The 13,653-nt window shown below is 31.0% G+C and carries 22 protein-coding genes; 15 read left to right on the top strand and 7 right to left on the bottom strand.

Translation table 11 applies throughout. The features are described from left to right. The first annotated feature begins 4 nt into the window (after window positions 1-4). The 4 genes from srrA to IDG66_RS13840 all read left to right on the top strand — a co-directional run bounded on the left by srrA (window position 5) and on the right by IDG66_RS13840 (window position 5,654). Entirely contained in the window at window positions 5-730 is a 726-nt protein-coding gene (gene srrA, locus IDG66_RS13855) for a two-component system response regulator SrrA (RefSeq protein ID WP_000064078.1), read from the top strand. After that, window positions 711-2,462 (top strand): two-component system sensor histidine kinase SrrB, encoded by a 1,752-nt coding sequence (gene srrB / locus IDG66_RS13850; RefSeq protein ID WP_000987769.1) that lies wholly within the window; start codon window positions 711-713, stop codon window positions 2,460-2,462. Before srrA ends, srrB begins: the two co-directional genes overlap by 20 nt. 244 nt (window positions 2,463-2,706) lie before the next feature. Continuing rightward, complete coding sequence (locus tag IDG66_RS13845) at window positions 2,707-3,615, top strand: DUF1672 domain-containing protein (RefSeq protein ID WP_001793476.1); 909 nt, start codon at window positions 2,707-2,709, stop codon at window positions 3,613-3,615. Between the two features lie 11 nt (window positions 3,616-3,626). Beyond that, entirely contained in the window at window positions 3,627-5,654 is a 2,028-nt protein-coding gene (locus tag IDG66_RS13840) for a hypothetical protein (protein WP_001793477.1), read from the top strand. Between the two features lie 42 nt (window positions 5,655-5,696). On the opposite strand, the gene IDG66_RS13835 is transcribed toward IDG66_RS13840, so the two are convergent. Beyond that, on the bottom strand, window positions 5,697-6,902 hold the full coding sequence (locus tag IDG66_RS13835) for a tyrosine-type recombinase/integrase (protein WP_000264751.1): 1,206 nt from the start codon (window positions 6,900-6,902) through the stop codon (window positions 5,697-5,699). 125 nt (window positions 6,903-7,027) lie between these two features. Between IDG66_RS13835 and IDG66_RS13830 the strand changes: the two genes are divergently transcribed. Next, window positions 7,028-7,642: a hypothetical protein gene (locus IDG66_RS13830; protein WP_000191466.1), complete on the top strand. Its 615-nt coding sequence runs from the start codon at window positions 7,028-7,030 to the stop codon at window positions 7,640-7,642. Here the strand turns inward: IDG66_RS13830 and IDG66_RS13825 are convergent. From IDG66_RS13825 to IDG66_RS13805, 5 genes are all read right to left on the bottom strand, one after another. Continuing rightward, window positions 7,639-7,785 (bottom strand): hypothetical protein, encoded by a 147-nt coding sequence (locus IDG66_RS13825; RefSeq protein WP_001795334.1) that lies wholly within the window; start codon window positions 7,783-7,785, stop codon window positions 7,639-7,641. The genes IDG66_RS13830 and IDG66_RS13825 overlap by 4 nt on opposite strands. A gap of 89 nt (window positions 7,786-7,874) precedes the next feature. Beyond that, complete coding sequence (locus IDG66_RS13820) at window positions 7,875-8,270, bottom strand: hypothetical protein (protein WP_000449655.1); 396 nt, start codon at window positions 8,268-8,270, stop codon at window positions 7,875-7,877. 28 nt (window positions 8,271-8,298) lie between these two features. Beyond that, window positions 8,299-8,733, bottom strand: a complete 435-nt coding sequence (locus tag IDG66_RS13815) for a hypothetical protein (RefSeq protein WP_000755718.1) — start codon at window positions 8,731-8,733, stop codon at window positions 8,299-8,301. Between the two features lie 17 nt (window positions 8,734-8,750). Then, window positions 8,751-9,212, bottom strand: a complete 462-nt coding sequence (locus IDG66_RS13810; RefSeq protein WP_000525000.1) for an ImmA/IrrE family metallo-endopeptidase — start codon at window positions 9,210-9,212, stop codon at window positions 8,751-8,753. Between the two features lie 12 nt (window positions 9,213-9,224). Next, window positions 9,225-9,554, bottom strand: a complete 330-nt coding sequence (locus IDG66_RS13805) for a helix-turn-helix domain-containing protein (protein WP_000429766.1) — start codon at window positions 9,552-9,554, stop codon at window positions 9,225-9,227. A gap of 160 nt (window positions 9,555-9,714) precedes the next feature. Here IDG66_RS13805 and IDG66_RS13800 point away from each other — a divergent pair, with 160 nt between their 5' ends. Continuing rightward, the gene (locus tag IDG66_RS13800) at window positions 9,715-9,906 is read left to right on the top strand and encodes a helix-turn-helix transcriptional regulator (protein WP_001115060.1); all 192 of its coding nucleotides are present in this window, start codon (window positions 9,715-9,717) and stop codon (window positions 9,904-9,906) included. Between the two features lie 83 nt (window positions 9,907-9,989). Then, window positions 9,990-10,166, top strand: coding sequence for a hypothetical protein (locus tag IDG66_RS13795; RefSeq protein WP_001001356.1), 177 nt, complete (start codon window positions 9,990-9,992; stop codon window positions 10,164-10,166). On the opposite strand, the gene IDG66_RS13790 is transcribed toward IDG66_RS13795, so the two are convergent. Continuing rightward, window positions 10,163-10,381: a hypothetical protein gene (locus IDG66_RS13790; RefSeq protein WP_000957729.1), complete on the bottom strand. Its 219-nt coding sequence runs from the start codon at window positions 10,379-10,381 to the stop codon at window positions 10,163-10,165. The two genes, IDG66_RS13795 and IDG66_RS13790, sit on opposite strands and share 4 nt — an antisense overlap. A gap of 67 nt (window positions 10,382-10,448) precedes the next feature. On the opposite strand from IDG66_RS13790, the gene IDG66_RS13785 reads away from it, so the two are divergent. From IDG66_RS13785 to IDG66_RS13750, 8 genes are all read left to right on the top strand, one after another. After that, a complete protein-coding gene (locus IDG66_RS13785) occupies window positions 10,449-10,664 on the top strand; it encodes a hypothetical protein (RefSeq protein ID WP_001036299.1) in 216 nt (71 codons plus the stop codon). 24 nt (window positions 10,665-10,688) lie between these two features. Continuing rightward, window positions 10,689-10,952: a helix-turn-helix domain-containing protein gene (locus tag IDG66_RS13780; RefSeq protein ID WP_001124198.1), complete on the top strand. Its 264-nt coding sequence runs from the start codon at window positions 10,689-10,691 to the stop codon at window positions 10,950-10,952. Window positions 10,953-10,963: 11 nt separating this feature from the next. Next, a complete protein-coding gene (locus IDG66_RS13775) occupies window positions 10,964-11,125 on the top strand; it encodes a DUF1270 domain-containing protein (protein ID WP_001285951.1) in 162 nt (53 codons plus the stop codon). Window positions 11,126-11,217: 92 nt separating this feature from the next. Beyond that, window positions 11,218-11,535, top strand: coding sequence for a hypothetical protein (locus IDG66_RS13770; protein WP_000829612.1), 318 nt, complete (start codon window positions 11,218-11,220; stop codon window positions 11,533-11,535). Next, a complete protein-coding gene (locus IDG66_RS13765) occupies window positions 11,528-11,830 on the top strand; it encodes a DUF2482 family protein (RefSeq protein ID WP_000163431.1) in 303 nt (100 codons plus the stop codon). Before IDG66_RS13770 ends, IDG66_RS13765 begins: the two co-directional genes overlap by 8 nt. Before the next feature lie 4 nt (window positions 11,831-11,834). Then, window positions 11,835-12,095, top strand: a complete 261-nt coding sequence (locus tag IDG66_RS13760) for a DUF1108 family protein (RefSeq protein WP_000291481.1) — start codon at window positions 11,835-11,837, stop codon at window positions 12,093-12,095. 13 nt (window positions 12,096-12,108) lie between these two features. Continuing rightward, window positions 12,109-12,471, top strand: coding sequence for a hypothetical protein (locus IDG66_RS13755; protein ID WP_000985979.1), 363 nt, complete (start codon window positions 12,109-12,111; stop codon window positions 12,469-12,471). Further along, window positions 12,468-13,634 (top strand): DUF2800 domain-containing protein, encoded by a 1,167-nt coding sequence (locus IDG66_RS13750; RefSeq protein ID WP_000762552.1) that lies wholly within the window; start codon window positions 12,468-12,470, stop codon window positions 13,632-13,634. The genes IDG66_RS13755 and IDG66_RS13750 overlap by 4 nt, the downstream gene beginning before the upstream one ends. The last annotated feature ends 19 nt before the right edge of the window (window positions 13,635-13,653 follow it).

Genomic DNA, 13,653 nt, shown 5'->3' with positions numbered 1-13,653 from the left:
CTGTATGTCGAACGAAATACTTATCGTAGATGATGAGGATAGAATCAGAAGATTACTTAAAATGTATTTAGAAAGAGAATCTTTTGAAATCCATGAAGCAAGTAATGGCCAAGAGGCTTATGAACTTGCAATGGAGAATAATTATGCTTGCATACTACTAGATTTAATGTTGCCTGAAATGGATGGTATCCAGGTGGCAACTAAATTGCGTGAACATAAACAAACACCGATTATTATGTTGACTGCTAAAGGTGAAGAAACAAACCGTGTTGAAGGTTTTGAATCTGGTGCAGATGATTATATCGTCAAACCATTTTCACCAAGAGAAGTAGTCTTAAGAGTTAAAGCACTTCTAAGAAGAACGCAATCTACAACTGTAGAACAAAGCGAACCTCACGCACGTGATGTGATTGAATTTAAACATTTAGAAATAGATAATGATGCACATCGCGTACTTGCTGATAATCAAGAAGTTAATTTGACTCCTAAAGAGTACGAATTATTAATATATTTAGCTAAAACACCAAATAAAGTATTTGACCGTGAACAATTATTAAAAGAAGTTTGGCATTATGAATTCTATGGTGATTTAAGAACAGTTGATACTCATGTTAAACGACTTAGAGAAAAGTTAAATCGTGTGTCTAGTGAAGCTGCGCATATGATTCAAACAGTCTGGGGCGTTGGGTATAAATTTGAGGTTAAATCTAATGATGAGCCGGCTAAATAGTGTCGTAATTAAACTGTGGTTAACTATTATTTTAATAGTGACGACAGTTTTAATTTTATTAAGTATTGCTTTAATTACCTTTATGCAATACTATTTCACACAAGAAACCGAAAATGCCATAAGAGAAGATGCTAGACGTATAAGTTCACTGGTCGAACAATCACATAATAAAGAAGAAGCAATAAAATATAGTCAAACATTAATTGAAAATCCTGGTGGGTTGATGATTATAAATAATAAACATCGTCAATCAACGGCTTCACTTTCTAATATTAAAAAGCAAATGTTGAATGAAGTAGTCAACAACGACCATTTTGACGATGTGTTTGATAAAGGTAAATCTGTTACTCGAAATGTAACGATTAAAGAAAAGGGCTCATCTCAAACATATATTTTGTTAGGCTATCCAACAAAAGCACAGAAGAATAGTCATAGCAAATATAGTGGAGTCTTTATATATAAAGACTTGAAATCAATCGAAGATACAAATAATGCTATTACGATTATCACTATAATTACGGCTGTTATTTTCTTAACAATTACAACAGTCTTTGCGTTTTTCTTATCATCAAGAATTACAAAACCTTTAAGACGTTTAAGAGACCAAGCTACACGTGTATCTGAAGGGGATTACTCTTATAAACCTTCTGTCACAACGAAAGATGAAATTGGTCAATTATCGCAGGCATTTAATCAGATGAGTACAGAAATCGAAGAGCATGTCGACGCATTATCCACATCTAAAAATATTAGAGACAGCTTAATTAACTCTATGGTAGAAGGTGTCCTAGGTATTAATGAGAGTCGACAAATTATCTTATCTAATAAGATGGCGAATGATATTATGGACAATATTGATGAAGATGCTAAAGCTTTCTTATTAAGACAAATTGAAGATACTTTTAAATCAAAACAAACGGAAATGCGTGATTTAGAAATGAATGCACGATTCTTTGTTGTGACCACAAGCTATATCGACAAGATTGAACAGGGAGGTAAAAGTGGTGTTGTTGTGACAGTTCGTGATATGACTAATGAGCACAATCTAGATCAAATGAAGAAAGATTTCATTGCTAATGTATCACATGAATTACGTACACCGATATCATTACTTCAAGGTTATACTGAATCAATTGTAGATGGTATTGTTACAGAACCGGATGAAATAAAAGAATCGCTTGCCATTGTCCTTGATGAATCGAAACGTTTAAATCGTTTAGTTAATGAATTGTTAAATGTCGCACGCATGGATGCTGAAGGGTTATCCGTAAATAAAGAAGTTCAGCCTATTGCAGCGTTACTAGATAAGATGAAAATTAAGTATCGCCAACAAGCTGATGATTTAGGTCTAAATATGACTTTTAATTATTGTAAGAAGCGTGTTTGGAGTTATGATATGGATCGCATGGACCAAGTACTAACGAACTTAATTGATAATGCATCACGTTATACGAAACCTGGAGATGAAATTGCAATTACTTGTGATGAAAATGAAAGCGAAGATATTTTATACATTAAAGATACAGGTACAGGCATTGCACCAGAACATTTACAACAAGTATTTGATCGTTTTTATAAAGTTGATGCAGCGAGAACGCGAGGTAAACAAGGTACCGGTTTAGGTTTGTTCATTTGTAAAATGATTATCGAAGAGCATGGTGGTTCCATAGATGTTAAAAGCGAATTAGGGAAAGGCACAACATTTATTATTAAACTACCAAAACCAGAATAAAATTGAATATAGTTATTTCAGAACGCATGTTATTGATTAGAGACTCTAATTTATAGCATGCGTTTTTTGATTGATGTGGGGAATTTTGTATGTGGATTAGAACTTAGGGTTTTTGCGAATATCAACTATTAAATATATTACTAATTTATACAAAAATATAAAGTTTGATAAAGTTATTTATTTGATTATAAAAATAGGGTAAAATATAGATATATTGTATTAATTAAATTATTCGAGGTGTCATATGAAAAAGTTCATTGGATCAGTTTTAACCACGACATTAATTTTAGGGGGATGTTCCGCGATGGAAAATGAATCAAATAAAGACACAAACACAGAAACAAAATCTGTACCAGAAGAAATGGAAGCTTCAAAATATGTAGGCCAAGGCTTCCAACCGCCTGCAGAAAAAGATGCGATTGAATTTGCGAAGAAGCATCGTAAAGAATTTGAAAAAGTAGGTGAACAATTCTTTAAAGATAACTTTGGACTAAAAGTTAAAGCTACAAATGTTGTAGGTAAAGATGATGGTGTAGAAGTTTATGTGCATTGTGAAGATCATGGCATTGTATTTAATGCAAGTCTACCTTTGTACAAAGATGCCATCCATCAAAAAGGATCAATGCGCAGTAATGACAATGGTGATGATATGAGTATGATGGTGGGTACAGTGCTGAGTGGCTTTGAATATCGAGCGCAAAAAGAAAAGTATGATAACTTATATAAATTCTTCAAAGAAAATGAAAAGAAATATCAATATACAGGCTTTACAAAAGAGGCAATTAACAAGACACAAAACGTTGGATATCAAAATGAATACTTTTATATCACATATTTATCAAGAAACTTAAAAGAATATCGTAAATATTACGAACCGTTGATTCATAAAAATGATAAAGAATTTAAAGAAGGTATGCAACAAGCTAGAAAAGAGTTAGATTATACTGCCAATACTGATGCAGTTTCTACACTTTTTTCAACTAAGAAAAACTTTACTAAAGACAATACAGTAGATGATGTGATTGAATTGAGTAATAAATTAAAAGAAAAACCCAATATGCCTCAAAAATCTCAAGTTACTATTCAATTAGGAAAATCTAGTATAAATACTAAAAAACCATTTTATGACGATATAAATCCAATTGAAGGGTAAGTGAATATAAAGTGAATAAAATAAATGATAGGGACATAGCAGAATTGAGCAGTTATTGGGTTTATCAAGATATAAATGAAAAAAAAGATTTTAAAGTAAATGGAAAACGGTTCAAACAAATAGATAATTATAATGATAATAGTAATGATAATATGAATGGTGCTGCTGATATTAAAACATACGAGTTACTTAATGATCAGGGGAATCCAACTGGTCAACAGACAATAATTTATCAAGGAACATCTAATGAGGCAATTAACCCAAATAATCCATTAAAATCATCGGGTTTTGGAGATGATTGGCTCCAAAATGCTAAATTAATGAATAATGATAATGAAAGCACAGATTATTTAAAGCAAGTAGAAGAATTCGCAAATAGTTATCGACAAAAAATTAAAGATGCTTCTGTTCTTGATGAAAATGAATTTAGAAGAAAATACAAAACTAAACCTTATAATTACAAAAACAAAACAATTGTGGCGGATGGTGGTAATTCGGAAGGTGGTGCAGGAGCAAAATATCAAGGAGCGAAACATCCGAATGAAAAAGTTGTTGCTACTGACTCAGCAATGATTCCTTATGCTGCTTGGCAGAAATTTGCTAGACCACGCTTTGATAATATGATTAGTTTTAATAGTACCAACGATTTATTAACATGGTTACAAGATCCATTCATCAAAGATATGCCAGGAAAACGCGTTAACATTAGTGATGGTGTGCCCAGGTTAGATGCTTTAATAGACAGCCATGTAGGTTATAAAAGGAAGTTAAATAGAAAAGATAACACATACGATACTGTACCACTAATCAAAATTAAGTCGGTAAAAGATACAGAAATTAAAAATGGAAAAAAAGTAAAAAAGACTATTAACATAACATTAGATATGGATGGGCGAATTCCAATAAATGTTTGGACAGGAGATTCGATTGCACGTTCCGGAAAAGGAACTTTAATTAAACTTAATTTAGAAAATCTTGATGCGTTGAGTAAACTGATTACTGGTGAAACAAGTGGTATGTTAGCAGAATGCGTAATCTTTTTAAATGAAAGTTTTAACATCTCAGAAAATGAAAATAAAAATTTTGCAGATAGAAAGAAACAATTATCAGAAGGATTTAAGGATAAGATTAACTTATTTCAATTAGAAGAAATGGAAAGAACTTTAATTAGTAAAATAAACGCACTTGAAGAAGTTGCAGATGAAACAATAGAAAGTATTAGTGCTGTTAAACACTTATTACCTGATTTTGCATTGGATGCATTAAAAGAAAGAATTAATGAGTTGTTTAAAGGTATAAAATCTTTTATAGAAAAAGTGTATGATAGTATAGATAATGAAATTTTAGAAATTTTCAAAAATATAGATCACGACTTCAGAGATGGAGTATCTGAAGAAATGATGAAACATTTGAAAGTAGTGAAACAGAATATAGAGCAAATAAAAAATCAAAATGATATTTATGGTAGGCAAATTGCAGATATTAGAAGTATTATGAAGCAACAAGATGCAACAATTTTAGATGGAAATTATCAAATTAATTATAGCGGTGAAAATATGGTGCAGGGTCTAGCTTTACCTTCTAATTATTTAGGAAGAAAAATGAAAATATTAAAAGACCATATCGATGATGGTATTAAAAAAATAGCAGACTATGTTCAAGGTATATATGATGAATATGCATCGAAAATTGTCGATGTAATAAAATATTTGATTAATACAATTCCCAAAATACGTAAGAATTTAAGACATGCAATTGAAATGTTAAATGTAAAAAAGAAAGAATTTTTGTCCCTGATTCCTAATGTAACTTGTAATTATATTAAAACTAAATTAGAAGAATTAGATAATACTTTAGGCAAATGGGAGCCTTTTCTTAATGATTTAAAAGCAGTGTCACCAATTTTAGATAACCATTTAGATGATATTGTTAAGAACATGAAGCCTTTGATTGTACAAATGATATTTGAACCATCACATTATGATGATATGTTTATTTCAAGAAAAGCTTTAACGCCAGTGTTCTCAAGCGTTTTATAAAGCTTGTAAAAAATATAAGGGCAAAAAAAGGGCGGATTTAAGCTAACTTGGAATGTTTTCGAGTTTTTGAGTTAGTTCTCTATCCATTTTTTCAGTTACATGAGTATATATGCGAATGGTTGTTTTTTCATCTACATGTCCTACCCTTTTCATAATTGCTTTTAAAGAAACATTCATTTCTACTAATAAAGTTATGTGTGTATGTCTAAATGTGTGCGTGGTAACTTTCTTATTCATATTTAAAGCTTTTGTAGTTTTCTTAAGCACACCGGCGATTTGATTATTACATAAAGGATTCCCTTTTTTTGTTGTGAATATGAACCCTCTGTCAACATAGCTCGAATTCCATCTTTTCAACATTTTGTTTTCCAGTATTATCTTTTTAAAAATTTCTACGGTTCTAGAATTGATGCTGATACTTCTTTTTGAACTTATAGTCTTTGTAGTGTCTTTGTATCCGAATCCTTCCTCGTATTTAATGCGGTGAATTGTACCTGTTATATTGATAGTTTTGTTTAATAAATCTATATCTTTTTCCTGCAGTGCTTGTAGTTCTCCTATGCGCATACCAGTTAAAGCCTGTACTTCTAAGATGCTGGCAATTAAAATGCGATTTCGCTTGTGTAACTTATTATCATTTAGTATATGATCACGTATCTGTAGGACTTGGTTCATTTCTAAATAGTTGTACATTTTAGATTCATCTTTTTCGATATCCTCTATTGTTTTTCTTCTTTTAGGAATTTTGACATTAGTTAACAAATATTCATTTGGATAATTGTAAAATTTAACTGCATATTTAATAGCTCCTTTCATATCTCCGAGTTGACGGGTTACTTGATTTTGAGAATAGATATCTGATAATTTATTAATAAATATCTGCATATATTTTGTATCTAGTTTGTTTAAAAGCAAGTTCTCAGAGCTGTATCGTTTAATGTTTCTAATTCTTATTTTTATATTATTAAGAGTAGTCAACTTTGAACCTGATGTTTTTATATGATATTCAAGCCATTCATCTAATAGCGCGTGAAAAGTCAAAGTTTTTAATTCGCTTGACGACTTGTTGTTCAGTTTTTCTTTTATTTTTTCTTCTAAACGAAACATTGCTTCTTTTTGAGATTGTTTTGTATTCTTGTTCAACACAACACTTACGCGCTTCCATTTATCTGTGTATGGATCTTTATACTTCTCGTAGTATCTGTATTTAGTTTCGTTATTTTTGTTTTTAAATTTTTCAATCCACATGTTTATACCTCCTGCAAGAACGTATGTTCTATAAAATATTAAAAAATAATAAGGGTAGTCGGGCTACCCGTAATTTAGTACTAGGTACTAAATGTGTTATAATAAAATAAAAAGTAGGTGATAAGATGACTCAATTTCTAGGGGCGCTTCTTCTTACAGGAGTTTTAGGTTACATACCATATAAATATCTAACAATGATAGGTTTAGTTAGTGAAAAAAACAAGGTTATCAATACTCCTGTATTATTGATTTTTTCTATTGAAACATGTTTGATATGGTTTTATAGTTTTATAATTTTTAATAATGTTGATTTAAAAAATTTGAATTTAATTCAGTTGCTTACAGGTCTAAAAGCAAATATTTTGTTTCTATTTATTTTTGTTTTAACAGTGTTTGTATTTAATCCTTTAATTGTTAAATTTATTATCTGGTTAATTAATATAACCAGAAAGTTTATGAAATTGGATTGTATAAGCTTATTAGACAAAAGAGACAAGTTGTTTAATAACAACGGTAAACCAGTATTTATAGTTATAAAAGACTTTGAAAACAGAATCATTGAAGAGGGTGAACTTAAAACCTATAATTCAGCTGGTAGCGATTTCGATTTACTAGAAGTTGAGCGACAAGATTTCAAAGTATCTGATTTACCGTCAAACGATGAATTGTATATTAAACATACGCTTGTAGACCTTAAACAACAAATTAAATTGGATTTATATTTAATGAATGAATACTAATCTTTTTTCTTAGCTTTTTCTGATAAAGTGCTTTTTAATTTTTCGCTGGCGCCTGACTTTTCAAAACTTTTGTTTAATGGGTTACTACGAGTAGTTTCTTGTTTTTTGTTTTTATCTACCATAAAATTCTCACCACCATTCAACGTCTACACTAGTAGGCGTTTTTTGATTTTTTTTAATCCTTTTTCTCGTCACGCTATATAGGTACTTTTAATCGTAATTAAAGCCAAGTTTATTTAAAATCTCTAAATAATCTGACGACTTTGCCCGTAATGTTTACGTCATTTATTTTTGACATTGGGTAGCTTCTATCTTTAATGGTAACGTAATTAGATAATCGCTTTAGGGTAAATGTGTCATCTGAGTTAAATATAATTTCACAAAAATATTCATCAGTCGCAGTTCCGTTTTCAGGACAGTAAACAGTAATTATATCTCTGTCAAAGATAAAGTCCATTACATCATCATCCTGATCTAAAATGTAGCAAACAGTCATATCTTCATTTTCAACTCTTCTTGCGCTATTTATAGTAGTTATTGGTTGTGCAACTAATTTGCCTTTTGCCTCTGTGTATCTTTTTGGAAATTCCACATAATTCATTAAATCGATTGTTTTATTTGTTTCCATATTAGCTCTTCTTTCTTATATTGTTTTATTAGTTAATATTGGCTCCTGGTACTGCGCTAGCACCAGCTCTTGCTTCCTCTTCTTTTCCTTTTTTGTACTCTTCAAAAGCTTTAGCCTGTTCATCTTTAGTCCAGCCAGGCGAAACGACATACTCATCATTTAAATTAGTATTTTGTGAATCGTTTTCATTTATATTTGCAGGAGTATTATTAGATGGATCTGAATTATTATTAAGTTGATTGTTTTGTGATTGGTTTTGATTGTTTGAATTATTTTGTATGCTATTATTAGGTGGATTTTTATCTTCAACTTTTTTCATTTTTTCTTGTTGCGTTTTTGGTTTGCTATCTTTGTGTTTTTGTGTTTGTGACTTTTTATTTTCTTCTTTTTTTGGTTTTTCTTTTTCACCACAAGCTGTTAAAGCTAATGTACTTACTAGTAGCAGTCCGATTACTTTTTTCATATGTATCTCTCCTTTGTTTATATTTCCTTATATTTAAAAACTCTCAACGGCTCAAACGTAATAGAATACTCGCCATAGTGAGTTCCAATACCATATATCTTTTTATATTGTTCTATAGCTTCTAGTATGTATGATTCACTCAACTGCAGATACTCTGACAACTCGTACAAATTACGAACACCGTAGTTGTGAGCTTCTACAATTTCATGTAGCGGTACAGCTGAAGTAAAACCATGTCTACGTGCATAATTTTCAAATTTTCTATTAATCCATTTTGTTTGGTCTAAAATGTTGCCATACGTCAACTTGTGGTGGGCAAGTTCCTCATATAACACTTCTGCTTTACGTACTTCTGATAAATTACGCCTTATATAAATTTTTCCGTTCATATAGCATCCAGGTTGGAAATTTGGAAGCTGGTCAGTTTCTTCTATCTTTATTTTTTCGTTATTTATGCAAAGTTCTTCGTATAATCCCAATATAAACACCCTTTATTTGTCTCTATTTCTAACCCATTCAATGAATCTATTTACTTCTTCAATCTCTTCTTCAGTTAATCCCTCCTTATCAAAATGAGCAGCAATTGTTTCTTGATGTATATCTTTTTTTGATTCAGTAATTCTTGATTTCGGTACATTGAAGTAATCTGCAAGTTGTTGAATTCTTTTAATTCGTGGATATTTAGTTTGTTGAATCCAATTGGAGACTGTAGGTTGAGAAACTCCAATAGCTTCAGCAAGTTCTCTCTGATCAATATTTTTATCATTCATAAGTTCTTGAAGGTTTTCAGATAAAATTTTTCTGACTTTATTATTCTCCATAGTTGTCTCCTTTAATATTACTTAATGTAATATTAACTTACCATAACCGACATTACTTTACAATACTTTTTATAACTTTTTATGAAGAAATATAACTTTATCTGTTGACAAGTAATACAAAGTAATATAAAGTTATACGTGTGAAAGGGAGGTGGACGACATGCCGGAACAATTATCCGTAAGAAAATGGAGACTTGTAAGGGACTTGAAACAGCAAGAAGTAGCAGATATATTGGGCGTCAATGCAAAGACAGTTGGTCATTGGGAAAAGGATGACACTAATTTAAGTAATGTTACAGTTTACGCTTTAGCAAAGTTATATGATATTGAGGTAGACCAGATAAAGGTCTAAATTTTTTGACCTTCGTATAACTTTTTATAACTTTTAGGTAATGTAACAAATGGACATAAACAACTTAAAAGGAGGAACAACAAATGAACGAAGAAAAATTAAAGATGATTCTCTTACTTCTTGAAGATATACCAAGAGACGAATGGAATCGATTAGTAAATGAAGTAAATAATCAATACAGTTACCAAGCTGACAAGGTAGGACTTGCCAGTGATAACTGTCAACAAATAGCAAATAACTATAAGCACTATGGATTTTAAGATGGATAAGGACTATCGTTATTCTTTTCACCTTTAACGTTAATGTCGAAATACAAAACATGATCTAAACTGACAACTCTATCTTTTGGATGAATGATGTGTAGAGTTTTGCTTTCAGCATCTTTTATATGTTCTTGTACTTTAATAACTTCACCATTAATTAAATGTAAATCTAAAGAAGTAACGATTTCTTTATCTAAATATTGAGTGAGCAATCTCTTATGTATACTTATCACCTCCTTAGGTTGATAACAACATTATACACGAAAGGTGGAACAACAAATGAACAAAAAATCAGAAGGGTTAGACATAATCATACCAAGGATTTTCAGAAGAGATCATGCGTCAGTAGAATCTTTAACAGAAAATGAACGTCGACTAAGAAAGGAAATATTAGGAAGTATTAAAAAAGGTGATTACAGCTACTTAGAAATAAACAAAGTTTTCTATGCATTAGATAGAGAACTTCAATACAGAGCGAATAATAACAAACTTTAACATTTATCGAAAGGAGTGATAGAGATGCCAAAAATCATAGTACCACCAACACCAGAAAACACATATAGAGGCGAAGAAAAATTTGTGAAAAAGTTATACGCAACACCTACACAAATCCATCAATTGTTTGGAGTATGTAGAAGTACAGTATACAACTGGTTGAAATATTACCGCAAAGATAATTTAGGTGTAGAAAATTTATACATTGATTATTCACCAACAGGCACTCTGATTAATATTTCTAAATTGGAAGAGTATTTGATCAGAAAGCATAAAAAATGGTATTAGGAGGATATTAAATGAGCGACACATATAAAAGCTACTTAATAGCAGTACTGTGCTTCACAGTCTTAGCGATTGTGCTTATGCCATTGCTGTACTTCACTACAGCATGGTCAATTGCGGGATTCGCAAGTATCGCAACATTCATATACTACAAAGAATACTTTTATGAAGAATAAAAAAACTGCTACTTGCGTCAACAAGTAACAGTGACAAACATTTATCAAAATATACAACTTAATTAAATCAAAATATACGGAGGTAGTCAACTATGGCTGAAAATATTAAAACTGAACAACATTATTACACTAAAGATTTCTCAGGATACAGAAATGAAGAAGATAACTTTGTAGCAAATCAAGAATTGACAGTAACAATCACATTGAACGAGTACAGAAAACTTATTGAAATAAAGGCTGTTAAAGATAAAGAAGAAGATACTTACAGAGGTAAGTATTTTGCGGAAGAAAGAAAAAACGAAAAATTGGAAAAAGAAAATATAAAACTAAAAAACAAAATTTATGAATTACAAAACGAAGAAGATAACGAGGAGGACGAAGAAAACGAGGAGGAAGTCAACAATGACTAAAAAATATAAAGACATGACTCAGGAAGAAGTAAAAGACTTATTATCTGAAAAAAGCGGAGAATTGTATGAATTAGCGAAAGAAATTAAGGGAGAAAGTAAATTTGATATTTTGCTTTTCTCATCAATAGGAGTTATCGACGGAGATTATTTAGCAGGTTCAAGTTCTGTGATTGGTCATACTTTCGATCTTGCTTCCTTATTGGATAGCACTAAGAGTTATAAAGACATTGTCAATGTTCTCCAAATGTGTAAATCACAAAAATTTCACGGTATTGATGATAACAAGGAGGGCTAAAACAATGTATTACAAATTTGGTGAGATAAAAAATAAAATTATCAGCTTTAACGGGTTTGAATTTAAAGTGTCTGCGATGAAAAAACATGACGGTATCAGTATACAAATCAAGGATATGAATAATATTCCACTTAAATCATTTCATGTTGTAGATTTAAGCGAACTATATTTTGCGACGGATGCAATGCGTGACGTTATAAACGAATGGATTGAAGAGAACACAGATGAACAGGACAGACTAATTAACTTAGTCATGAAATGGTAGGAGGATTTAATCAATGGCAATATTAGAAGATATTTTTGAAGAATTAAAACTATTAAATAACAATTTACGTGTGTTAAACACTGAACTATCAACAGTAGATTCATCAATTGTACAAGAGAAAGTTAAAGAAGCACCAATGCCAAAAGAAGAAACAGCTCAACTGGAATCAATTGAAGAAGTTAAGGAAACTTCTGCTGATTTAACTAAAGATTATGTTTTATCAGTAGGAAAAGAGTTCCTTAAAAAAGCAGATACTTCTGATAAGAAAGAATTTAGAAATAAACTTAACGAACTTGGTGCGGATAAGCTATCTACTATCAAAGAAGAGCATTATGAAAAAATTGTTGATTTTATGAATGCGAGAATAAATGCATGAAGCTAGATCACTCAAATAGAGCTCATGCAAAGCTTAGTGCAAGTGGAGCAAAACAATGGCTAAACTGCCCACCGAGTATTAAGGCAAGTGAAGGTATTGCAGATAAAAGTACAGTTTTTGCCGAAGAAGGTACATTCGCCCATGAGTTAAGTGAGTTATATTTCAGCCTTAAATATGAAGGCCTAACACAGTTTGAGTTTAATAAGGCTTTTCAAAATTATAAGAGAAATCAATATTACAGCGAAGAATTGCGTGAATATGTGGAAGAGTATGTAGCTAATGTAGAAGAAAAATATAACGAAGCTTTGAGTAGGGATAATGATGTAATAGCTTTATTTGAAACAAAATTAGATTTAGGTAAATACGTCCCTGAATCTTTTGGAACTGGTGATGTCATTATATTTTCAGGTGGTGTACTTGAAATTATTGACCTTAAATATGGTAAAGGCATTGAAGTTTCAGCTATAGATAATCCTCAACTTAGATTATATGGCTTGGGCGCATATGAACTGCTTAGTTTAATGTATGACATTCATACAATTCGCATGACTATCATACAACCTCGAATAGATAACTTTTCTACTGAAGAGTTACCAATATCAAGATTACTTCAATGGGGAGCCGATTTTGTTAAACCATTAGCCAGACTTGCTTATAACGGTGGAGGAGAGTTTAAAGCAGGTAGTCATTGTAGATTCTGTAAGATAAATCATTCATGTAGAACACGTGCAGAATACATGCAAAATGTGCCTCAAAAGCCACCACATTTGTTAAGTGATGAAGAGATTGCAGAACTTTTATATAAACTGCCTGATATCAAAAAATGGGCTGATGAAGTAGAACAATATGCACTAAATCAAGCGAAAGAAAATGATAAAAACTATCCTGGTTGGAAGCTTGTAGAAGGTCGTTCACGAAGAATGATAACTGATACAAAAGCAATGCTTGAAAAGTTAGTTGAAGCGGGTTATAAACCTGAAGATATTACAGAAACCAAGTTACTTAGCATTACGAATTTAGAAAAATTAATTGGTAAAAAAGCATTTTCTAAAATTACAGAGGGTTTTATAGAAAAGCCGCAAGGTAAATTAACACTTGCTACCGAGTCGGATAAACGACCAGCTATAAAGCAATCTGCTGAAGATGATTTTGACAAACTATAAAAATTTAAAAGGACGGTAT

The organism is Staphylococcus sp. EG-SA-18 (assembly GCF_017151825.1).
Taxonomy (GTDB): Bacteria; Bacillota; Bacilli; order Staphylococcales; family Staphylococcaceae; genus Staphylococcus; species Staphylococcus aureus.
This window is presented reverse-complemented; position numbering and strand designations above follow the sequence as displayed.